The following is a 21,816-nucleotide window of genomic DNA, read 5'->3' on the forward strand; positions in this document are numbered from 1 at the left end:
CATTGGTTTTGTGTTGGTTGTCAGTCCAGCGTCAATAAAGCCTGTGCCGCCTGCGGCAACTCCAGCTCACTGAACACCTGCACCCCGTGACGGTTGAGTAGCGCCGCCGTCACGCCCTCGCCACTGACTTTCACGCCGCTGAACGTCCCGTCATAGGTCAGCAAATTGCCGCAGGACGGGCTGTTGGCCTTGAGGACGGCAATGCGGATGCCATGCTTTTTTACCAGTTCCAGTGCCTGATACGCCCCCGACAGAAACTGCGCACTAACGTCCTCGCCCTCGGTGGTGATCACCAACGCCTGGCCATCGAGGACTTGCGTGCCCTGCCCGCCTGGAATTTCCGCCGCCGCCCGAGGTGTTGGCAATCCACCAGCCACCTCGGGGCACAACGGTACGACCCGACCCTCATCAAGCCACTGCTGAAGCTGATCGAACGGCCCGCTGGCCCCGCCGTCGTAACGGACGCGGTGGCCCAACAGGCATCGGCTGACGAGAATTTTCTGCATGATCAGAACGGCTCGTTGCCGCGCCGACGGAACCAGCCGGTCAACGACAGGCGATCCCGAGTCGCGGGCAGGACTTCGTGGGGAACCTCGCCGGAGAGAAACACCACCAGGCAGCCGCCGGTAGGCTGCACGTCGTGGACGCGATCATTGTCGAGGTACATGCGCAACTGGCCACCGTGTTCGGGAAGCCAGCCGTCATTGAGGTAAACCACCGCCGAAACCATGCGCCGGTCGTCATCGCGAAAGCGGTCGACGTGCTTCAGGTAGAAGGCGCCGGGCGGGTACATCGCAAAATGGCTTTCGAAATCCTCCAGGCCGAGAAACAGACCGCGATTGATCGCCTCGCGCAGGCTGTCCATCAAACTCAGATAGCTGTCGCACGCCTCGGCCTGGCCGGGGTCGATCCACTGGATATGGTCGCCACGAATCCCTTCGCGGATCTCCGATGACGGCCCACGGCCCACGGCGGCCGGAGCCAGCTGACCCTCGGCAGCACGTTTGCGACACTCGGCCGCCAGCTCTCGGGTCAAGTCCTGAGGCAGGAAAATATTCTGCTGCGACCAGCCGTGCTCGGCCAGGTCGTCGACGATTCGTAGCAGCAGCGGGTGATCAGAGGATATTTGCATGGCGCGCATAGTATTCCTGTGCCCGGAAATCCGACAGAGCCGCGCAGCGGGTTGATACGAATTCTCGACAAGCAGGGGTGCCACACGGAGAATAGTCGCCTGCTGACTGGAGTCCCTATGCGCCGTTTGCTTTTATCCCTGCTGATGTTCTGCGTTTTGCCCGCCTGGGCAGACGGCCACGATCAGTTGTACAAGGTCGCCGGCTGGCCGGAACAACGCGCGCATTTCAGCGATGCCCTCTCGGCTGCTCAGCAACGCTACCAGGGCAGCCTGCCTCCGGCGGTGTTTCAGGCACTGGTCAGCAACAGCAATCAGCGATTTTCCGCCAAGGCCGTGGACCAGCGCGCCGAAGCGCAATTGCGCAAGAACCTCGCCGACCCCAAACCCGCGCTGACGTTTTTCCAGTCGCCCCTGGGCAAGAAAATCGTCGCCGCCGAGTTGCTGGCGACCCGTCGCGACCAACTGGCAAAAAACGCCAAGGGTCTGCCGAAGATGCAGGCCAGCGACAGCCGCATGTTGATCATCGGCCATTTGGCACAAGCCCTGCCCGCACGCGAGGCCGGCGCGGAAGTCAGCCTGGCGATTGCCGGGGTTGCCGCCGACAGCCTGAGCTCGATGATCCCGGGATTGCTCGGTGCCGGTCAGGCCCAGGGCATGCTCAACGGCCAGCGCCAGCGCCTGATGGAGCAGATCGGTAGCGACCTTAACAACACACTGCTGTATGTCTATCGCGACCTGTCGGACAACGAACTGGAAGAGTTCGCGACCTTTGCCGAATCGGCGGAAGGCCAGGCTTATTATCAAGCAGCGCTGGCGGCGATTCGGGCGGGGTTGGCGGTGGGGCAGAGCAATTCGAACCTGACCCAGTGATTTTCGTTTCCAAATAGACCGCTTTCGCGAGCAAGCCCGCTCCCACATTGGACCTGTGCACACCGCCCCTCTGTGGGAGCGGGCTTGCTCGCGAAGGGGCCAGAACAGGCGCTAGGAATTACGGCCTTTTATCCGCCTGGTCAAAAACCCGAAATACTCCTGCCGCATCACCAGCGTCTCATTCGCCAGATGATGTCGTGCCTCGGGCAGCATCAGCACCTGCGGCCGATCAAACTTGCCCCGCAACACTTCCAGGTTGTGCTCCCAATCCACCGTCATGTCGGCCTGCCCCTGCACGATCAGCGGCCGGCGGGTGCTCATGGGTGCGGCCTCGATGCGTTTGATCCAGCGCGCCAACGCACCCACCCAGGCTGTCGGCAGGCGCAACGGCTGCAACGGATCGGCCTGCAGAAACGGCAGAAAGGCCGGGTCGCTGGAGTTCTCGCTGAAACGCCGGGCGATGGCTTTGACGAAAGGCTTGAGCAGGTAATAACTCAGTTGCGACCAACCCCACGCCCGCGGCCGCACCAGCGGCGACAGCAAAATCACCTGGCCCTGGGCCGGGCTGCTCGCCCCCGCATTCAACACATGATCGATCACGATCGCCCCGCCGGTGCTCTGCCCGCACAAGTGCCACGGCTGCGGCAAGTCGAGGGATTGCGCCTCGCGGAACAACCCTTGCAATGCGTCCTGATACTCGGCGAAATCCTTGATGCTCGCCCGTTCGCCACTGGACAGGCCATGCCCCGGCAAGTCGCAGGCAATCACCGCAAAGCCCTGGTCCAGCGCCCACTCGATCACATGCCGATAGAGCCCGGTGTGGTCGTAGAAACCGTGGATGACAAACAGCGTCGCCTTGGCTCGCTCGGGCCACCAGAACTGGCTGACCAGCTCATAACCGTCGACCTCGAATCGCCCAAGGCCGCTGCGCACCTGACGCGAGGCAAAATCCAGCCCGTAGAATTGCTGGTAAGCCTGCGCCTGCGCCGACAACGCCTGCCCGGCAGCCAATGGCAGCAGGCTTGCACGTAGAAGATCAGGGTCGAAAGTAGCCGGCATGGACGATTCCAGAACGTGAAACGGACTTTATAGGCCTGCGATATTCATCTGTCGCGGCAAGCATGGCAAGCTAGCCACCCTTCGAGGATTGAACCGATGCGCTCGCCCCTTCGCGCCCCCCTGTTTGCCAGCCTGCTCGCCGTGGTGTGTGCTGGCGTATTGTGGGCGGCCTACGACTGGTTCCAGGGGCGTTACCTGAGGGCGTTCAGCGAGCACACCGCGATGTTTTCCGGTGATCCGCTGCGCCTTCCCGAATCCCTCGCCGGCCCTGGCGCCATCCGCCTTGTGCATTTCTGGGACCCGGCCTGCCCGTGCAATGTCGGCAATCAACAACACCTGACCGAGCTGGTGGAGCGCTACCTACCCCATGGCGTGGAATTCTATGCCGTGCAAAAACCCGGTAGCCACGGCCAATTGCCGAGCACCTTGAGCAGCCTCAAAACCATCGACATCCTGCCCGGCTCCGAACAGATCCCCGCCAGCCCGGCCGTGGCGATCTGGGATCGCAGCGGCAAACTGGCGTACTTCGGCCCCTACAGCGAAGGCCTGACCTGCAACTCGAGCAACAGTTTTATCGAGCCGATCCTGCAAGCGCTGGATGAAGGCCGTGCGGTGAGTGCCACACACACACTGGCGGTGGGGTGTTACTGCCCGTGGCCTGTCGATCCAACTAAATAGGGAAAGACGAGGTAATACGAATCCCTCCTACGGGCGATGCGCCAAATCGGCACCCCGTGTTACACAGTGGCATCAGGAATCACAATAACAACAAGGACTCTTATGAAACGCAGCCTGACCGCTCTCGCTCTGTTGATCGTCGTGCTGGCCTCCGGAGCCGGCTGGTACCTCTACAGCAAGCAGCCGTCACGCCAGGGCATGGTGGAACTGCAACACCTGCAAGGCTCCGTCACCGTGCGCTACGACGAGCGTGGCATCCCGCACATCCGCGCCGACAACGAAACCGACCTGTACCGCGCCCTCGGCTACGTGCATGCCCAGGACCGCCTGTTCCAGATGGAAGTCCTGCGCCGCCTGGCCCGTGGCGAGCTGGCTGAAGTGCTCGGGCCGAAGCTGCTCGACACCGACAAACTGATGCGCAGCCTGCGCATTCGCGAACGCGCAGAAACTTACCTGGCGAACCTCGACAAGCAGTCGCCCTCCTTCATCGCCATGCAAGCCTATCTGGACGGCATCAACCAGTATCAGGACAGCCACGCCAAACCCGTGGAGTTCGATGTGCTGGGCATTCCAAAACGCCCGTTCACGGCCCAGGACACCATCAGCATCGCCGGCTACATGGCCTACAGTTTTGCTGCGGCATTTCGTACCGAACCCCTGCTGACATTCGTGCGCGATCAACTGGGGCCCCAATACCTGAACATCTTCGATCTCGACTGGCAGCCCAAGGGCGTGCTCAACGGGACCGGCACCACCTTGGCCAGCGCCGACTGGAAAGACCTCAATGCCCTCGCCCGCTTGAGCGAACAAGCCCTGGCTGACAACGGCCTGCCACAGTTCGAGGGCAGCAACGCCTGGGTCGTCGCGGGCAGCCGGACCCAAAGCGGCAAGCCGCTGCTGGCGGGTGATCCGCATATCCGTTTTTCCGCGCCGTCAGTGTGGTACGAAGCGCAGCTCTCGGCGCCCGGCTTCGAACTCTACGGCCACTATCAGGCCTTGATGCCGTTTGCGTCGCTGGGCATGAACCACGACTTCGGCTGGAGCATCACCATGTTCCAGAATGACGACCTCGACCTGATCGTCGAGAAGGTCAACCCGGACAACCCCAATCAGGTCTGGTATCGCGGCAAGTGGGTGGACATGACGACCAGCGAGCAGCAGATCGCAGTCAAGGGCCAGGCGCCAGTCACCCTGGTGTTGCGTCAGTCGCCCCACGGCCCGATCGTCAACGATGCCTTGGGCAGCGGCGTCGGTAAAACCCCGATTGCCATGTGGTGGGCATTTCTCGAAAGCCAGAACCCGATCCTGGAGGGTTTCTACCAGCTCAATCGCGCCGACACCCTGGCCAAGGCCCGTGGTGCCGCGGCAAAAATCCAGGCCCCGGGCCTGAACGTTGTCTGGGCCAATGCCAAGGGAGATATCGGCTGGTGGGCGGCGGCACAATTGCCTAAACGCCCGGCGGGTGTACGCCCGTGGTTCATCCTCGATGGCAGCACCGCCGAGGCGGACAAGGATGGCTTCTACCCGTTCAGCGCCAACCCTCAGGAAGAAAACCCGGCCCGGGGCTACATCGTCTCGGCCAACTTCCAGCCGGTGTCGCCAACCGGCATGGAGATTCCCGGCTACTACAACCTTGCCGATCGCGGCCAGCAACTCAATCGCCAGCTCAGCGACAAAGCGATCAAATGGGACCTGGAAAACAGCCAGAAACTGCAACTGGGCACCACTACCGCCTACGGCCCGCGCCTGTTGGCACCGCTGTTGCCGGTGTTGCGCGAAGTGGTGAGCGATCCCGCCGAACTCAAACTGGTGGAGCAACTGGCCCAGTGGAAAGGCGATTACCCGATCGACTCGACCAGTGCCACGCTGTTCAACCAGTTCCTGTTCAACCTGACTGACGCGACGATGCGCGATGAACTGGGTAACGACTTCTTCGAAACGCTGCTCTCGACCCGGGTGATCGACGCCGCGCTCCCCCGCCTGGCCGCCAGCGCCGATTCGCCGTGGTGGGACAACCGCAGCACCCTCGGCAAGGAAACCCGTGCCGACACGGTGAAGGCCGCCTGGCAAGCCAGCCTCGCGCACCTCAAGAGCACCCTCGGCGCAGACGCCTCGCAATGGCAGTGGGGCAGCGCGCACACATTGACCCATGGCCATCCGCTCGGGCAGCAGAAGCCGCTGGACCTGTTCTTCAATGTCGGCCCCTTCGCCGCACCTGGCAGTCATGAAGTGCCGAACAACCTCTCGGCGAAAATCGGACCGGCACCCTGGCCCGTCACCTACGGCCCTTCGACCCGGCGCCTGATCGACTTCGCCGACCCGGCCCACAGCCTGACCATCAACCCGGTCGGCCAGAGCGGAGTCCTGTTCGACAGCCACTATGATGATCAGGCCGAGGCCTACGTCGAGGGGATGTACTTCCAGGCGCATCTCAATGAAGAAGAGATCACGGCCAATACCCGCAGTACGTTGAAGCTGTTGCCGGCGCGGGCTGTACCATAGATTTTTGCTGGCCGGGCTGGCGTCATCGCGAGCAAGCTCGCTCCCACAGGTTTTCTGGTGTTCACAAAATTTGTGTTCAACAAAGACCCCCTGTGGGAGCGAGCTTGCTCGCGATGGGGCCCTGATAGACGCCTACAAATTCAGCTCAAACCATCGCCGCAAAGTTCAGCCGGAACTGCTGCGGCGTCACCCCCAACCTGCGATTGAACACACTGCGCATGTGCTGGGCATCGCGAAAACCGCATTGATAGGCCACGGTCTTGAGCGGCGCACGGGTGCTTTCCAGCAGCGTGCGCGCCGCATCGACCCTCGCTCGCTCGACGAACTCGGCCGGGGTGATTTTCGCTTCCCTGGCAAACACCCGGGAGAAGTTGCGCGCACTCATGTTGGCGGCATTGGCCAGGTCGGCGATGGCCAGGTCGCCCGTCAGGTTGGCCAGCACGTAATGCTGCACCATCGCTACCGCCGAATCCGCTTCGGCGTGGGGTGTGAGGAACGGGCTGAATTGCGACTGCCCGCCCGAACGCTGGGTGAACACCACCAGCCGCTTGGCGACGCTCAGTGCAACTTCCGGCCCGTGATCCCGGCCCAATAGATACAACGACAGATCGATCCCCGCTGTGACCCCGGCCGAGGTGAACAGCTCGCCGTCCTCAACATACAGTCGATCCGCTTCCACCCGGGAGGAGGGACACAGTGCAGCCAGATCCGATGCGTCCTGCCAATGCGTGGTGACCGTGCGCCCCTCCAGCAATCCGGCCCGGGCGAGCATGAACGCGCCGTTGCAGATCGAGCCGAAGCGCTTGGCCCGCGCGCAGGCATCGCGCAACCAGCCGTCGAATGCCATGCCGAAATCCATGAACGGCAACTGCGGCCCGCCCGCCACCAGCAACAGGTCATACGGCTCCAGCGCTTCGCTGAAATGCCGATGGGCATTGAGTGCCAAACCGTTGGAGCACGCCATCATCCCGCGCTCGACGCCGATCACCTCCAGCCGATAGTGATCCTGCGGGGCAAGGAAGCGATTGGCCTCGGAAAACACATCCATGGGGCCGGTGACATCCAGCGACTGAACGCCGGCGAACACCACGATGGCTACGGTTTTACTCATGGTTCGAAGAGCCTCTCATGGCACCGATTGCAACGCTCACCTGTAGGAGCGAGCCTGCTCGCGATGGACGTCAACGATGACGGGAGCTGGCTGGATGTACGCGGTGCCCTCACGTGCATCGCGAGCAAGCTCGCTCCTACAGGGTCTGCATGCACCCTAGCCAATCCACGCCCAACAAGCGAGGTTGGCACGATATGCACGCTCATTGGCCGGGATAGCAGCCATGGATCGATTGTCCGGTTTCCGGGGCCGGAACAGACTTAAACCCTCAGCGCCGCCAAGGCGTTCACGACGAGGAAAACTCCATGAGCACCACCATCGCCGGCATCAAGATCCCCGACAGCGCACTGGCCAAGGCCACCACCGAATACATCCGCGACATCGAGTCCGACCTGCTCTACCACCACTCGCGCCGGGTCTTCCTGTTCGGTGCTCTGAGCGGCGAGCGCAAGCAACTGGCCTACAACCCGGAGTTGCTGTACGTCGGCGCGATGTTCCATGACCTGGGACTGGTGCAAGGTCATCGCAGCGACAACGAGCGCTTCGAAGTCGACGGTGCCAACGCGGCAGCGGCGTTCCTCAAGCCTTACGGACTGAGCGATGACGACATCGAACAGGTCTGGCTATCGATTGCCCTGCACACCACGCCGGGCGTGCCTCAGCATTTACGGCCCACCGTGGCACTGGTCACGGCTGGCGTCGAGATGGACGTGCTGGGCATGGACTACGCGGCGTTTTCCAGCGTGCAGCGCGAAGCGGTGGTGCATGCGCATCCACGGGGCGAGGGATTCAAGGAGTGCATCATCTGCGCGTTTGCCGACGGCTTGCGCCATCGTCCGCAGACCACGTTCGGCAATGTGAAGACTGATGTGCTGGTGGATCAGGAGCCGGGGTTCAAGCCGATGAACTTCGTCGAGGTCATTCGCAAATCTCCCTGGGTCGCATAAGCAAATGTGGGAGCGGGCTTACTCGCGAAGGGGTCGTGTCAGTCTACATCCACATTGACTGACACAACGCTTTCGCGAGCAAGCCCGCTCCCACATTTTGGATTGGGTTGATCACAAGAGCGTGGTCAACCCGACGTCAGGCTCAAGCCGTTTCCGGCGCCTGCGCGCGACGCACGTCCGGTTGCTTCCACGAGTCGGCTGCCGCTTCTTCGATCGCCTGCTGGATCGCACGACGACGGCTTTCTTCGGCGCGACGGCTGAAGAACCAGACCAGGAAGGTCACGATGGACACCGCCAGCAGGATCAGGCTGGCCACGGCGTTGATCTCGGGTTTGACCCCCAGACGTACCGCCGAGAACACTTCCATCGGCAGGGTCGTGGAGCCCGGGCCGGACACGAAGCTCGCCAGCACCAGGTCATCCAGCGACAGGGCGAACGACATCATGCCGCCCGCTGCCAGCGATGGCGCGATCATCGGGATGGTGATCAGGAAGAACACCTTCCACGGCCGTGCACCGAGGTCCATGGCCGCTTCTTCGATGGACAGGTCCAGCTCACGCAAGCGTGCCGAGACCACCACCGCCACATAGGCCGCACAGAACGTGGTGTGGGCGATCCAGATGGTGACGATGCCGCGTTCCTGCGGCCAGCCGATCATCTGCGCCATGGCCACGAACAGCAGCAACAGCGACAGACCGGTGATCACCTCAGGCATGACCAGCGGCGCAGTGACCAGGCCACCGAACAGGGTACGTCCCTTGAAGCGCGTAATGCGCGTCAGGACGAACGCCGCCAATGTACCCAGTGCCACCGCCGCGATGGCGGTGTAGCAGGCGATTTCCAGCGAGCGCACCACCGAACCCATCAGTTGGCTGTTGTCGAGCAGGCCGACGTACCACTTGATCGACCAGCCGCCCCACACCGTTACCAGTTTGGAGGCGTTGAACGAGTAGATGACCAGGATCAGCATCGGCAGGTAGATGAACAACAGACCCAGTACCAGCATCAGGCTGGAGAAACGGAAGCGCTTCATTCTTTACCCTCCATTTCCTTGGCCTGACTGCGGTTGAACAGGATGATCGGCACAATCAGGATCGCCAGCATCACTACCGCCAGGGCAGACGCCACCGGCCAGTCACGGTTGTTGAAGAACTCTTGCCAGAGCACTTTACCGATCATCAGGGTTTCCGGACCACCGAGCAGTTCCGGGATCACGAACTCGCCCACCACCGGGATGAACACCAGCATGCAGCCGGCGATGATGCCGTTTTTCGACAGCGGCACGGTGATTTTCCAGAAGCTGTTGAACGTGCTCGAACCCAAGTCCGACGCAGCTTCCAGCAGGCTCTGGTCGTGCTTCACCAGGTTGGCGTACAGCGGCAGGATCATGAACGGCAGGTAGGAATAAACCACGCCGATGTAGACCGCCAGGTTGGTGTTGAGGATCTGCAGCGGCTCGTCGATCCAGCCCATGCTCATCAGGAACCCGTTGAGCAGGCCGTTATTGCTGAGGATGCCCATCCACGCGTAAACGCGGATCAGGATCGCGGTCCAGGTCGGCATCATGATCAGCAGCACCAGCACCGTTTGCACTTCCTTGCGGGCAACGGAGATGCCGTAGGCCATCGGGTAGCCAATCAGCAGGCAGAGGATGGTGCTGAAAAACGCCATCTTCAACGAGCCGAGGTAAGCGGCGATGTACAGCTCGTCACCGGCCAGCATCGCGTAGTTGCCCAGGTTAAGCAGCAACTGCAACTTCTGCTCGGCGTAGCTGTAGATCTCGGTGTATGGCGGAATGGCCACGTCCGCTTCGGCGAAGCTGATCTTCAGTACGATGAAGAACGGCAGCATGAAGAACAGGAACAGCCAGATGAAGGGAACCCCGATGACCATCTGACGGCCACCGGGAATTATTCGATTGAGTCGACGCTTGAATTTGCGCATGTTCATGAGCGCAGCACCACGCCGCTGTCGTCTTCCCAGTACACGTAGACCTGATCACCCCAGGTCGGACGCTGCCCGCGACGCTCGGCGTTGGCCACGAACGACTGCACCAGCTTGCCGCTTGGCAATTCGACGTAGAACACCGAGTGCCCACCCAGGTAGGCGATGTCGTGCACTTTGCCGCTGGACCAGTTGTACTGGCAGGTCGGCATGTCGGCGGTGACCAGCAGTTTTTCCGGACGGATCGCGTAGGTGACCGACTTGTCCTGCACCGAAGTGCTGATGCCGTGGCCGACGTAGATCTGACGATCCAGGTCTTTGCAGGTAATGATCGCGTGACCTTCGGCGTCGTCGATCACTTCGCCTTCGAAGATGTTCACGTTGCCGATGAATTCGCAGACCAGGCGACTGGTCGGGGTTTCGTAGATGTCGATCGGGCTGCCGATCTGGGCGATCCAGCCCAGGTGCATGATCGCGATACGCTCGGCCATGGTCATGGCCTCTTCCTGATCGTGGGTCACCATCACGCAGGTTACGCCGACGCGCTCGATGATCTCCACCAGCTCCAACTGCATTTGCGAACGCAGTTTTTTATCCAGTGCGCCCATCGGCTCGTCGAGCAGCAGCAGCTTCGGGCGCTTGGCCAGGGAACGAGCCAGGGCCACACGCTGACGCTGACCACCGGACAACTGATGCGGTTTGCGCTTGGCGTACTGGCTCATCTGTACCAGCTTGAGCATGTCGGCCACGCGGGCGTCGATCTCTGACGCCGGCAGTTTGTCCTGCTTGAGGCCAAAGGCGATGTTCTGCGCCACGGTCATGTGCGGGAACAAGGCGTAGGACTGGAACATCATGTTGATCGGCCGCTCGTATGGCGGCATATCAGTGATGTCTACGCCATCGAGGAAAATGCGCCCCTCCGTGGGCCGTTCGAAACCTGCGAGCATGCGCAGCAAAGTGGATTTGCCCGATCCCGAACCGCCGAGCAGGGCGAAAATCTCGCCTTTCTTGATTTCCAGGGACACATCGTCCACGGCAATCGTCTCGTCGAACTTCTTCGTGACCCGGTCGATTTTGACCAGCACCTGTTTAGGTGACTGGTCGCCCTCGAGGGCTTTCTTATAGGCGCCGGAGGCAACTGCCATTTACGAAACTCCCAACAAAATTTTCAGTTCGCTCAAGGTGAGCGAACCTTGGATAGTTTGAGCCTTGAAACTATTTACCCGACTTGACCTTGGTCCAGCTGCGGGTCATCAAACGTTGAATATTCGGCGGTAACTCGACCGACACGTAGGTCTTGTCGAGCACCTCTTGCGGTGGATAAACCGCTTCGTCGGTGCGAATGGACTGTTCCATCAGTTTGTCCGACCCCGGGTTAGGGTTGGCATAGCCGACGTAATCGCTGACCTGGGCAATCACCTCAGGCTTGAGCAAATAGTTGATGAAGGCGTGGGCCTGCTTGACGTTGGCCGAGTCCTTCGGAATCGCCAGCATGTCGAACCAGAGCGCACCACCCTCTTTCGGAATCGAGTAGGCGATGTTCACGCCTTTCTTGGCTTCTTCGGCGCGGTTCTTGGCCTGGAAGATGTCGCCGGAGAAACCGATCGCCACGCAGATATCGCCGTTGGCCAGATCCGCGATGTACTTGGAGGAATGGAAGTAGGTCACGTAAGGCCGCACCGCAAGCAACTTGGCGGTGGCCTTTTCGTAGTCCTTGGGATCAGTGCTGTTAGCGTTCAGGCCCATGTAATTGAGCACTGTCGGCATCATTTCATCGGCGGAGTCGAGGAATGCGACGCCACAGCTTTGCAGTTTCTTGATGTTCTGCGGCTCGAACAGCACGCCCCACGAATCAATCGTATCGACGCCCAGCACAGCCTTGACCTTGTCGACGTTGTAACCGATGCCGTTGGTGCCCCACAGGTACGGCACGGCGTACAGGTTGCCCGGATCGTTCTGTTCCAGGCGCTTGAGCAGCACTGGATCGAGGTTCGAATAGTTCGGCAGCTGCGACTTGTCGAGCTTCTGGAATGCCCCGGCCTTGATCTGCTTGCCGAGGAAGTGGTTCGACGGCACGACCACGTCGTAGCCGGTACGCCCGGCCAGCAATTTACCTTCCAGGGTTTCGTTGGAATCGAAGACGTCATAAACCGGCTTGATACCGGTCTCTTTCTGGAAATCGGCCAGGGTGGTCTCGCCGATATAGTCGGACCAGTTATAAATATGCACGGTACCGGCGGCCTGGACACTGACAGCGACTGTCAGCCCGGCACCCACCAGCATGGCATTGCGCAACATAGAAAAAATAGGCAAGTGGAGGTCCTCTGAAATTAGTTGGGCCCAAGTTGCCCCGCGCTACATGACAACCGTGGTTGCCCGGCAACAAAACCGGCGCGCAACTTACCCTCGAAAAACCGTTCCAGCAAAACTTTCTGTCATTTAATTACACCTGCTGCCGCCACCGCGCGGGTGACGACAACAGGTTGTTGCATCAAACCGGCTTATTTACCGGATTTGATCTTGGTCCAGCTGCGGGTCATGATCCGCTGGGTCGCGGCCGGCAAATCGGCAATCGCGTACAGCTTGGCCAGCACGTCCGCTGGCGGGTAAACGCCCGGGTCGCTGGTGATGTCTTTATCGACCAACGCAGTTGCAGCCGCGTTACCGTTCGGGAAACGCACGGCGTTGGTGATTTCAGCCATGATTTCCGGCTTCTGCAGGAAGGTCATGAACTTGTAGGCGCCTTCGACGTTTTCGGCATCTTTAGGGATAGCGACCATGTCGTAGAAGCTGCCGGCACCTTCTTTGGGAATGTTGTAGCTGACTTTCACCTTGCCACCGGCTTCTTCCGCGCGGGACTTGGCCTGGTAAATGTCACCCGAGTAACCCACGGCCACGCAGATGTTGCCGTTGGCCAGGTCGGAGATGTACTTGGACGAGTGGAAGTAACCTACCGAAGGACGAATTTTCAGGAACAGCGCTTCGGCTTCGGCCAGTTGTTTCTTGTCCTGGCTGTCGGTTGGATAGCCCAGGTAGTGCAATGCCACCGGAATCATCTCGGTTGGCGAATCGAGGAAACTGATACCGCACGCCTTCAACTTCGCGGCGTTTTCAGGTTTGAACAAGAGGTCCCAGGAGTTGGTCGGCGCGTCGGCACCCAGCGCAGCCTTGACCTTCTCGGGATTGAAGCCGATACCGATCGAACCCCACATGTACGGGAAGGCGTGCTCGTTACCCGGGTCGCTCACGGAAACGGCCTTGAGCAGGTCGGTGTTCAGGTTCTTCCAGTTAGGCAGCTTGGACTTGTCCAGCTTCTGGTAGACGCCAGCCTTGATCTGCTTGGCCAGGAAGTTGTTCGACGGTACAACGATGTCGTAACCGGACTTGCCTGCCAGCAACTTGGCTTCAAGGGTTTCGTTGCTGTCGAAGACGTCATAGACAACCTTGATGCCCGACTCGTCTTCAAACTTCTTGACGGTGTCAGGTGCGATGTAGTCGGACCAGTTGTACACGTGCAGTACTTTGTCATCGGCCTGAACCGCGCCGGCCATCAAACCCATTACGGACATGGCAAGCAGAGTCTTGCCAGCGAGCTTTTTACCTAGTGCCTTCATGCGTAATGCTCCAAATTTTTCTTTTTTGAACCACTTGTTCAGCGACCGAACCCGGGCAACTGGAACCGCGGCTAGTCTGGCAAGATCCACATCGGTCTTTCAAGGAAACGGCCACGCTTTCTGACAGTTCTGAGCGAAAGCTTCTACTTCCTATATAGAACTTTGTACCTCCGCTCAGAGCCTAGCACTTAGCCCTGCAATGCACTCAGGGTCAGGTCAAGACACTTGCGAGCCTTGGTCACCAGTTCATCGATTTCCGCCGGTGTAATCACCAGTGGCGGAGCGATGATCATGGTGTCGCCGACGGCGCGCATGATCAGGCCGTTATCGAAGCAGAACTGACGGCAGATCATGCCGACGCCCTTGCCTTCGAAACGCTTGCGTGTGGCCTTGTCCTGGACCAGTTCGATGGCCCCCAACAGACCCACCCCACGAACTTCACCCACCAGCGGGTGATCGTTCAGTTCCCGCAGACGCTTTTGCAAATACGGTGCCGTTTCGGACTTCACGCGCTCGACAATTTTTTCGTCGCGCAGGATGCGGATGTTTTCCAGCCCCACAGCCGCTGCCACCGGGTGCCCGGAGTAGGTGAAACCGTGGTTGAAGTCGCCGCCCTCATTGAGCACGTCCACCACTTCGTCACGCACAATCAGACCACCCATCGGGATGTAGCCCGAGGTCAGACCCTTGGCGATGGTCATCATGTCTGGCTTGAGGTCGTAGAAATCGCTGCCGAACCACTCGCCGGTACGACCGAAACCGCAAATCACTTCGTCAGCCACGAACAGAATGTCGTACTTGGCGAGGATTTCCTTGATGCGCGGCCAGTAAGTCTCTGGCGGAATGATCACGCCACCGGCACCCTGGATCGGCTCGGCAATAAAGGCACCGACGTTGTCGACGCCGACCTCCAGAATCTTTTCTTCCAGCTGATTGGCCGCCCACACACCGAACTCTTCCGGGGTCATTTCGCCGCCTTCGCCGAACCAGTACGGCTGGGCAATGTGAACGATGCCCGGGATCGGCAAGTCGCCCTGTTCGTGCATGTACGTCATACCGCCCAGGCTCGCGCCGGCCACGGTGGAACCGTGATAGCCGTTCTTGCGGCTGATGATGACTTTCTTGTTCGGCTGACCCTTGATCGCCCAGTAGTGACGAACCATACGCAGCATGGTGTCGTTGCCTTCGGAGCCGGAACCGGTGAAGAACACGTGGTTCATGCCTTCAGGCGCGATGTCGGCGATAGCCTTGGCCAGTTCCAGTACCGGCGGATGCGCAGTCTGGAAGAACAGGTTGTAGTAAGGCAGCTCGCGCATCTGTTTGCTGGCGGCATCGGCCAGTTCATCGCGACCATAACCAATTGCGACACACCACAGGCCGGCCATGCCATCGAGGATCTTGTTGCCTTCGCTGTCCCAGAGGTAAACGCCCTTGGCGTTGGTGATGATCCGCGGGCCTTTCTCTTTCAGCTGCTTGAAATCGCTGAACGGAGCCAGGTGGTGATCATTGCTCAGGGTTTGCCATTCACGGGTTTGCGGATTGTTGCTGGTCATACGAATCTCCTAAAAAAATCACGTGAAGGCGCCGCCAGGCAGCGGCGGCGCCCGGCGTATCAGACGGCAAAGAGCAGGAATTCCCTTTCCCACGAACTGATCACGCGCTTGAAGTTTTCATGCTCGGCCCGCTTGACCGCAACGTAGCCAGTGATGAAATTTTTGCCCAGGTAACGCTCGATGGTCGCGCTGTTTTCCATGCGTTCCAGCGCGTCTTCGATGGTCAGCGGCAGGCGCAGGTTGCGGCGTTCATAGCCACGCCCCACTACCGGCGCACTCGGGTTCAGGCCTTCGACCATGCCGATGTAACCGCAGAGCAGGCTCGCGGCAATCGCCAGGTACGGGTTGGCATCGGCGCCCGGCAGGCGGTTTTCCACCCGACGGTTTTGCGGCCCCGCATCCGGCACCCGCAGGCCCACGGTGCGGTTCTCTTCGCCCCACTCCACGTTCACCGGCGCCGAGGTATCCGGCAGGAAGCGGCGGAATGAGTTGACGTTGGGTGCGAACAGCGGCAACAGCTCGGGAATGAGTTTCTGCAGACCACCGATGTGGTGCAGGAACAACTGGCTCATGGTCCCGTCGTCATTGGAGAAGATGTTCTTGCCGGTCTCGATGTCGATGACGCTCTGGTGCAAGTGCATGGCGCTGCCCGGCTCGCCGGTCATCGGCTTGGCCATGAAGGTCGCGGCCACATCGTGCTTGAGCGCGGCTTCGCGCATGGTGCGCTTGAACACCAGGATCTGGTCGGCCAGGGACAGGGCATCGCCGTGACGGAAGTTGATTTCCATCTGCGCCGTGCCGTCCTCGTGGATCAGCGTATCGAGGTCCAGATCCTGCAATTCGCACCAGTCGTAGACGTCTTCGAACAACGGATCGAATTCGTTCGCGGCTTCAATGGAGAACGACTGGCGACCGATTTCCGGGCGACCGGAGCGGCCGATTGGCGGTTGCAGCGGGTAGTCCGGGTCGTCACTGCGCTTGGTCAGGTAAAACTCCATTTCCGGCGCCACGATCGGCTGCCAGCCTTTGTCGGTATAGAGTTTCAGGACTTTCTTGAGCACGTTGCGCGGCGACAGCTCGATCGGGTTGCCTTGCTTGTCGTAGGTATCGTGGATGACGATGGCGGTCGGCTCGATGGCCCACGGCACCAGGTACACCGCGCTCTGGTCGGGGCGGCAGATCATGTCGATGTCGGCCGGATCGAGCAGTTCGTAATAGATGTCGTCTTCGACGTAGTCGCCGGTCACTGTCTGCAACAGAACGCTTTCTGGCAGGCGCATGCCTTTTTCGGCGATGAATTTGTTGGTCGGCGAAATCTTGCCCCGGGTAATCCCGGTCAAGTCGGCGATCATGCATTCGACTTCTGTGATCTTGTGGTTTTTCAACCAATCGGTGAGCTGGTCGAGGTTGTTACTCATAAATGCCTCTAGGCTTGAGTTGTCTGACCCTTTTGAGGTCAGGCGTTGTTTGACGCATCGGCGTCGCGTTGTAGAGCGTTTGCGCGGCAGATTATCGTGCTTGGCAACACGGCTGCAGAGGCCGGGCGTGCAGAATCGCGAGCGGTGCCCTGAACAATGGTCAGGCCGCTATTGTGAATCGGTTCTATATTGAATGGAGTAACCGTAATGGGGGTGCCATCGCGACCGTCCAGAATATCGGACGGGGACGGTTGAACCGTCACGGATGGGAGGATCACCAGAACCGCCGGGGCCACGGAACGGACGGACGTGTCATCACTGATGTGACAAGCATGCCGACCGACCTGTCTTGAGCAGTCGGTGACGCCGATTATCGGCAGGCGAGACATGAAGCACCCCGGTATTATTGCTGTTATGGGTTTGATTCGAGCTTAGCCTTGTTCATTTTTTTACACAACACCCCCGTAAAAAATACAACACGGCCCGCTCAAGCCTGCGGGCGCCATAGAGGCCAAGGGCATAAAAACGCCCCAAAGTGCCTCAAAAAAGCCACACGGGCGCTTTTTTAGGGCAAAAAAGGCCTCACTTGACTTCGGCATGCCGTTCGGGTTGACTGGAATCTGAAAAGATCAATGATTGATATTTTTAACAACAAAGGTGTTGCATCATGTCGGTACCCCCGCGTGCCGTTCAGCTTAACGAAGCGAACGCGTTCCTTAAGGAACATCCTGAGGTTCTGTACGTTGACCTTCTGATTGCGGATATGAATGGTGTGGTGCGCGGCAAGCGCATCGAACGCACCAGCCTCCACAAGGTTTACGAGAAAGGCATCAACCTGCCGGCCTCTCTATTTGCTCTGGATATCAATGGCTCGACGGTGGAAAGCACCGGCCTGGGCCTGGACATCGGCGATGCTGACCGAATCTGCTATCCAATCCCCGATACCCTATGCAACGAGCCATGGCAGAAGCGCCCGACCGCGCAACTGTTGATGACCATGCACGAACTCGAAGGCGAACCATTCTTCGCCGACCCGCGTGAAGTGCTGGCCAATGTGGTGCGCAAGTTCGACGAAATGGGCCTGACCATCTGTGCCGCGTTCGAACTGGAGTTCTACCTGATCGACCAGGAGAACGTGAACGGTCGTCCGCAACCGCCGCGCTCGCCGGTTTCCGGCAAACGTCCGCACTCGACTCAGGTCTACCTGATCGACGACCTCGACGAATACGTCGACTGCCTCCAGGACATTCTGGAGGGTGCCAAAGAGCAAGGCATTCCGGCCGACGCCATCGTCAAGGAAAGTGCCCCGGCGCAGTTCGAAGTCAACCTGCACCACGTGGCTGACCCGATCAAGGCCTGCGACTACGCGGTCCTGCTCAAGCGCCTGATCAAGAACATCGCCTACGACCATGAAATGGACACCACCTTCATGGCCAAGCCTTACCCAGGCCAGGCGGGTAATGGTCTGCACGTCCACATCTCGATTCTCGACAAAGACGGCAAGAACATTTTTGCCAGTGAGGATCCCGAGCAGAACGCCGCACTGCGTCACGCGATCGGCGGTGTGCTCGAGACCCTACCGGCGCAGATGGCTTTCCTCTGCCCGAACGTCAACTCCTACCGTCGTTTCGGCGCACAGTTCTACGTGCCGAACTCGCCGTGCTGGGGCCTGGATAACCGCACCGTGGCGATTCGCGTACCGACCGGCTCCGCCGACGCCGTGCGCATCGAACATCGTGTAGCCGGCGCCGATGCCAACCCGTACCTGCTGATGGCTTCGGTCCTGGCAGGCGTGCACCACGGCCTGACCAACAAAATCGAGCCTGGCGCCCCGGTCGAAGGCAACAGCTACGAGCAGAACGAGCAGAGCCTGCCGAACAACCTGCGCGATGCACTGCGCGAGCTGGACGACAGCGAAGTCATGGCCAAGTACATCGATCCGAAATACATCGATATCTTCGTGGCCTGTAAAGAGAGCGAGCTGGAGGAGTTCGAACACTCCATCTCCGACCTCGAGTACAACTGGTACCTGCATACCGTGTAAGCGGTTGCAGTAAAAAAACGCCGCCGGCTGTAAAAGCCTGCGGCGTTTTTTTATGGCCAACACCGCCTCCTGTGGCGAGGGGGCTTGTCGGGACGCCGCACCGCCCCGTTGGGCTGCACAGCAGCCCCAAAAAATACACCCTCATGTGTATCAGACATACCGCGATTACCGGGTTTGGGAGTGCTTCGCCCTCCAACGGGGGCAAGCCCCCTCGCCACAGGGTATGGATCATCCTCGCGCTCTGCGTACAATGCCCGCAGCCCCGCAGGAGACTCCAATGACACGCGTAGCCACCCCCCGCAAACCCCGCGCACGCAGCCAGGCCCGGATCGATTCGATACTCGATGCGGCCCGCACGCTGCTGGCTGCCGAGGGCGTGGCCAGCCTGTCGATCTACAGCGTCGCCGAGCGCGCGGAGATACCGCCCTCCTCGGTCTACCACTTCTTCGCCAGCGTGCCGGCGTTGCTCGAAGCCTTGACCGCCGACGTCCATGCGGCCTTCCGCGCCTGCCTGCAAGCCCCTATCGACCACCACGCCTTGAATGGCTGGCGCGATCTGTCGCGACTGGTGGAACAACGCATGCTCGACATCTACGCAGAGGATGCTGCCGCCCGCCAACTCATTCTGGCCCAGCACGGCCTGACCGAAGTCACCCAGGCCGACCGCCAGCACGACATCGAACTGGGCGACCTGATGCACAAGCTGTTCGACCATCACTTCGAGCTGCCGACCTTGCCGAGTGATGTCGATGTGTTCGCCCTGGCCATGGAGCTGGGCGACCGGGTGTATGCGCGCTCGGTGCAGCAGCACGGGCAGATTACGCCGCGCATGGCCGAGGAAGGGATGCGGGTGTTTGATGCTTATGTGGGGTTGTATTTGCCACCGTATCTGCCCAAGCGGAACCTCTAGTGCGCTCACTGACCTCATCGCGAGCAAGCTCGCTCCCACAAGGATCTTCAGTGAATTCAGATTCTGTGAACGACAAATAATCCTGTGGGAGCGAGCTTGCTCGCGATGGCCGCACCGCTCAGCTCAAGACAAACACATGAAAAACCCCGAAGGGCTCAAACCCTTCGGGGTTGTTGTTTACGCATGTGGCTTACAACTTGGCGATCGACACCTCGGTGGATTTCACAAACGCGATCACTTCACTGCCGACCGCCAGTTCCAGCTCTTTCACCGAGCGTGTGGTGATCACCGAAGTGACAATGCCGGACGCGGTCTGCACGTCGATTTCCGACAGCACGTCGCCGAGGACGATTTCCTTGATGGAGCCTTTGAACTGGTTGCGAACGTTGATGGCCTTGATCGTCATGATGTTGATTCCTGTCGTTGGGTAAGACTTGAGTTATTGAGCCCAGCGCAATTGCGTAGGCAAGGGTGAAACAGGTTCCGGTTCCGGCGGTTGGCCGGGCAGCGCCAGCACGCGATTGAGGACTTCGGTTTCCAGTGCCGCCAGTCGATGGGAGCCACGAACCCGAGGGCGCGGCAGTTCCACGTGCAGGTCGAGGCCGACTTCGCCGTCTTCGATCAGGATCACCCGATCGGCAATCGCCACGGCTTCACTGACGTCATGGGTCACCAGCAACACCGTGAAACCGTGCTGCTGCCAGAGCCGTTCAATCAGTTGCTGCATTTCAATTCGGGTCAGGGCATCCAGCGCACCCAAGGGCTCGTCGAGCAGCAGCAGGCGCGGCTGATGAATCAACGCACGGGCCAACGCCACGCGTTGCTTCTGTCCACCGGACAGCGCTGCCGGCCACTCGTGGGCGCGATCGGCCAGGCCCACCGCTTCCAAAGCTGCAAGCGCTTGCGGCCGCCAGTTGCCCTTGAGGCCCAGACCGACGTTGTCGATGATCTTTTTCCAGGGCAGCAAACGCGCTTCCTGGAACATCAGCCGCGTGTCTTCCCGCGCGTCGCTCAATGGCGCGGCACCGGCGAGCAACTCACCGCCGGTTGGTTGATCAAGACCGGCGAGCAAGCGCAGCAAGGTACTTTTGCCGCAGCCACTGCGACCGACCACGGCAACAAACTGGCCCGCCGGAATGTGCAGGTCGATCTCGCGCAGCACCTGCCGCGAGCCGAAGGTCTTTTGCAGCTTGCGCACCGCCAGCGGAATGCCGCGCAGCAGGCGTGGAGGTTGCTCCGCAATCATGCCGCACCTCCCTTGGCAACCTGATAGGCCGGGTGCCAGCGCAGCCAGACACGCTCAAGTCCACGGGCCGCGAGGTCGGCCAGTTTGCCGAGCACCGCGTACAGCAGAATCGCCAGCACCACCACGTCGGTCTGCAAGAACTCCCGGGCGTTCATGGCCAGATAGCCGATGCCGGAACTCGCGGAAATGGTTTCCGCCACGATCAAGGTCAGCCACATGAAGCCCAGGGCGAAGCGCACGCCGACCAGAATCGAAGGCAACGCCCCCGGCAGAATCACCTGCCAGAACAGGCTGAAACCGCTCAGGCCATAGCTACGCGCCATCTCCACCAACGCCGGGTCGACGTTGCGGATGCCGTGATAGGTGTTGAGGTAGATCGGGAACAACGTGCCCAGCGCCACCAGGAAAATCTTCGCCGACTCGTCGATGCCGAACCACAGGATCACCAGTGGAATCAGCGCCAGGTGCGGCACATTGCGGATCATCTGCACCGAACTGTCGAGCAGGCGTTCGCCCCACTTCGACAGACCGGTGATGAAGCCGAGCGTCAGGCCGATACCACCACCGATGGTGAAGCCCAGCGCGGCACGCCAGCCACTGATCGCCAGGTGTGTCCAGATTTCGCCACTGCGCACCAGACTTACACCGGCCTCGATGACGGCGATGGGTGCCGGCAGGATCCGTGTCGACAACCAACCCGCCGACACACTCAGCTGCCATACCGCCAGCAACAACACCGGCAACGCCCAGGGCGCCAGGCTGTGGATGATTTTCTTCATGACCGCGCC

Annotated in this window: 20 protein-coding genes; 6 read left to right on the forward strand and 14 right to left on the reverse strand. The window is 60.3% G+C overall.

Annotation, left to right across the window (positions count from 1 at the left end):
- Positions 1-20: 20 nt before the first annotated feature.
- Both PspS34_RS26790 and PspS34_RS26795 read right to left on the reverse strand, forming a co-directional pair.
- Positions 21-506: a DUF523 domain-containing protein gene (locus tag PspS34_RS26790; RefSeq protein ID WP_150813763.1), complete on the reverse strand. Its 486-nt coding sequence runs from the start codon at positions 504-506 to the stop codon at positions 21-23.
- A 2-nt stretch (positions 507-508) separates the two neighbouring features.
- Positions 509-1,141 (reverse strand): 2OG-Fe(II) oxygenase, encoded by a 633-nt coding sequence (locus tag PspS34_RS26795; RefSeq protein WP_154860935.1) that lies wholly within the window; start codon positions 1,139-1,141, stop codon positions 509-511.
- A 108-nt stretch (positions 1,142-1,249) separates the two neighbouring features.
- On the opposite strand from PspS34_RS26795, the gene PspS34_RS26800 reads away from it, so the two are divergent.
- The gene (locus PspS34_RS26800; protein WP_057712860.1) at positions 1,250-2,002 is read left to right on the forward strand and encodes a DUF2059 domain-containing protein; all 753 of its coding nucleotides are present in this window, start codon (positions 1,250-1,252) and stop codon (positions 2,000-2,002) included.
- Between the two features lie 111 nt (positions 2,003-2,113).
- Here the strand turns inward: PspS34_RS26800 and PspS34_RS26805 are convergent, their stop codons facing one another.
- Positions 2,114-3,061, reverse strand: coding sequence for an alpha/beta hydrolase (locus PspS34_RS26805; protein ID WP_154860934.1), 948 nt, complete (start codon positions 3,059-3,061; stop codon positions 2,114-2,116).
- Between the two features lie 96 nt (positions 3,062-3,157).
- Here PspS34_RS26805 and PspS34_RS26810 point away from each other — a divergent pair, with 96 nt between their 5' ends.
- Both PspS34_RS26810 and PspS34_RS26815 read left to right on the forward strand, forming a co-directional pair.
- Positions 3,158-3,739 (forward strand): DUF6436 domain-containing protein, encoded by a 582-nt coding sequence (locus tag PspS34_RS26810; RefSeq protein WP_057712858.1) that lies wholly within the window; start codon positions 3,158-3,160, stop codon positions 3,737-3,739.
- A gap of 102 nt (positions 3,740-3,841) precedes the next feature.
- Entirely contained in the window at positions 3,842-6,241 is a 2,400-nt protein-coding gene (locus tag PspS34_RS26815; protein WP_154860933.1) for a penicillin acylase family protein, read from the forward strand.
- Positions 6,242-6,386: 145 nt separating this feature from the next.
- On the opposite strand, the gene PspS34_RS26820 is transcribed toward PspS34_RS26815, so the two are convergent.
- Complete coding sequence (locus tag PspS34_RS26820; RefSeq protein WP_057712856.1) at positions 6,387-7,352, reverse strand: GlxA family transcriptional regulator; 966 nt, start codon at positions 7,350-7,352, stop codon at positions 6,387-6,389.
- Positions 7,353-7,657: 305 nt separating this feature from the next.
- Here PspS34_RS26820 and PspS34_RS26825 point away from each other — a divergent pair, with 305 nt between their 5' ends.
- A complete protein-coding gene (locus tag PspS34_RS26825) occupies positions 7,658-8,299 on the forward strand; it encodes an HD domain-containing protein (protein ID WP_154860931.1) in 642 nt (213 codons plus the stop codon).
- A 142-nt stretch (positions 8,300-8,441) separates the two neighbouring features.
- Here PspS34_RS26825 and PspS34_RS26830 read toward each other — a convergent pair whose 3' ends face one another.
- The 7 genes from PspS34_RS26830 to PspS34_RS26860 form a co-directional block, all read right to left on the reverse strand.
- On the reverse strand, positions 8,442-9,332 hold the full coding sequence (locus PspS34_RS26830; protein WP_154860930.1) for an ABC transporter permease subunit: 891 nt from the start codon (positions 9,330-9,332) through the stop codon (positions 8,442-8,444).
- Positions 9,329-10,210: an ABC transporter permease subunit gene (locus PspS34_RS26835; RefSeq protein WP_173677919.1), complete on the reverse strand. Its 882-nt coding sequence runs from the start codon at positions 10,208-10,210 to the stop codon at positions 9,329-9,331. The genes PspS34_RS26830 and PspS34_RS26835 overlap by 4 nt, the downstream gene beginning before the upstream one ends.
- Before the next feature lie 35 nt (positions 10,211-10,245).
- A complete protein-coding gene (gene potA, locus PspS34_RS26840) occupies positions 10,246-11,388 on the reverse strand; it encodes a polyamine ABC transporter ATP-binding protein (RefSeq protein WP_090452027.1) in 1,143 nt (380 codons plus the stop codon).
- A 70-nt stretch (positions 11,389-11,458) separates the two neighbouring features.
- On the reverse strand, positions 11,459-12,556 hold the full coding sequence (locus PspS34_RS26845) for a polyamine ABC transporter substrate-binding protein (RefSeq protein WP_057712852.1): 1,098 nt from the start codon (positions 12,554-12,556) through the stop codon (positions 11,459-11,461).
- Positions 12,557-12,744: 188 nt separating this feature from the next.
- Entirely contained in the window at positions 12,745-13,857 is a 1,113-nt protein-coding gene (locus PspS34_RS26850; RefSeq protein WP_090452031.1) for a polyamine ABC transporter substrate-binding protein, read from the reverse strand.
- A 188-nt stretch (positions 13,858-14,045) separates the two neighbouring features.
- On the reverse strand, positions 14,046-15,410 hold the full coding sequence (locus tag PspS34_RS26855; RefSeq protein ID WP_154860929.1) for an aspartate aminotransferase family protein: 1,365 nt from the start codon (positions 15,408-15,410) through the stop codon (positions 14,046-14,048).
- 59 nt (positions 15,411-15,469) lie between these two features.
- Positions 15,470-16,828, reverse strand: a complete 1,359-nt coding sequence (locus tag PspS34_RS26860; protein ID WP_150813754.1) for a glutamine synthetase family protein — start codon at positions 16,826-16,828, stop codon at positions 15,470-15,472.
- A 667-nt stretch (positions 16,829-17,495) separates the two neighbouring features.
- On the opposite strand from PspS34_RS26860, the gene PspS34_RS26865 reads away from it, so the two are divergent.
- Together PspS34_RS26865 and PspS34_RS26870 are read left to right on the forward strand one after the other, a co-directional pair.
- On the forward strand, positions 17,496-18,872 hold the full coding sequence (locus PspS34_RS26865; protein WP_053163627.1) for a glutamine synthetase family protein: 1,377 nt from the start codon (positions 17,496-17,498) through the stop codon (positions 18,870-18,872).
- A 277-nt stretch (positions 18,873-19,149) separates the two neighbouring features.
- Positions 19,150-19,782, forward strand: a complete 633-nt coding sequence (locus PspS34_RS26870; RefSeq protein WP_057712848.1) for a TetR/AcrR family transcriptional regulator — start codon at positions 19,150-19,152, stop codon at positions 19,780-19,782.
- A gap of 190 nt (positions 19,783-19,972) precedes the next feature.
- Here PspS34_RS26870 and PspS34_RS26875 read toward each other — a convergent pair whose 3' ends face one another.
- Genes PspS34_RS26875 through ssuC form a run of 3 tightly spaced genes read right to left on the reverse strand, consistent with a single transcriptional unit; the run spans position 19,973 to position 21,807 of the window.
- Entirely contained in the window at positions 19,973-20,188 is a 216-nt protein-coding gene (locus PspS34_RS26875) for a TOBE domain-containing protein (RefSeq protein WP_007967989.1), read from the reverse strand.
- A 33-nt stretch (positions 20,189-20,221) separates the two neighbouring features.
- A complete protein-coding gene (ssuB, locus tag PspS34_RS26880; RefSeq protein WP_090452038.1) occupies positions 20,222-21,028 on the reverse strand; it encodes an aliphatic sulfonates ABC transporter ATP-binding protein in 807 nt (268 codons plus the stop codon).
- The gene (gene ssuC, locus PspS34_RS26885; protein WP_057712846.1) at positions 21,025-21,807 is read right to left on the reverse strand and encodes an aliphatic sulfonate ABC transporter permease SsuC; all 783 of its coding nucleotides are present in this window, start codon (positions 21,805-21,807) and stop codon (positions 21,025-21,027) included. Before ssuC ends, ssuB begins: the two co-directional genes overlap by 4 nt.
- Positions 21,808-21,816 lie beyond the last annotated feature (9 nt).

It is taken from the genome of Pseudomonas sp. S34 (genome assembly GCF_009866745.1).
GTDB classification, from domain to species: Bacteria; Pseudomonadota; Gammaproteobacteria; order Pseudomonadales; family Pseudomonadaceae; genus Aquipseudomonas; species Aquipseudomonas jessenii.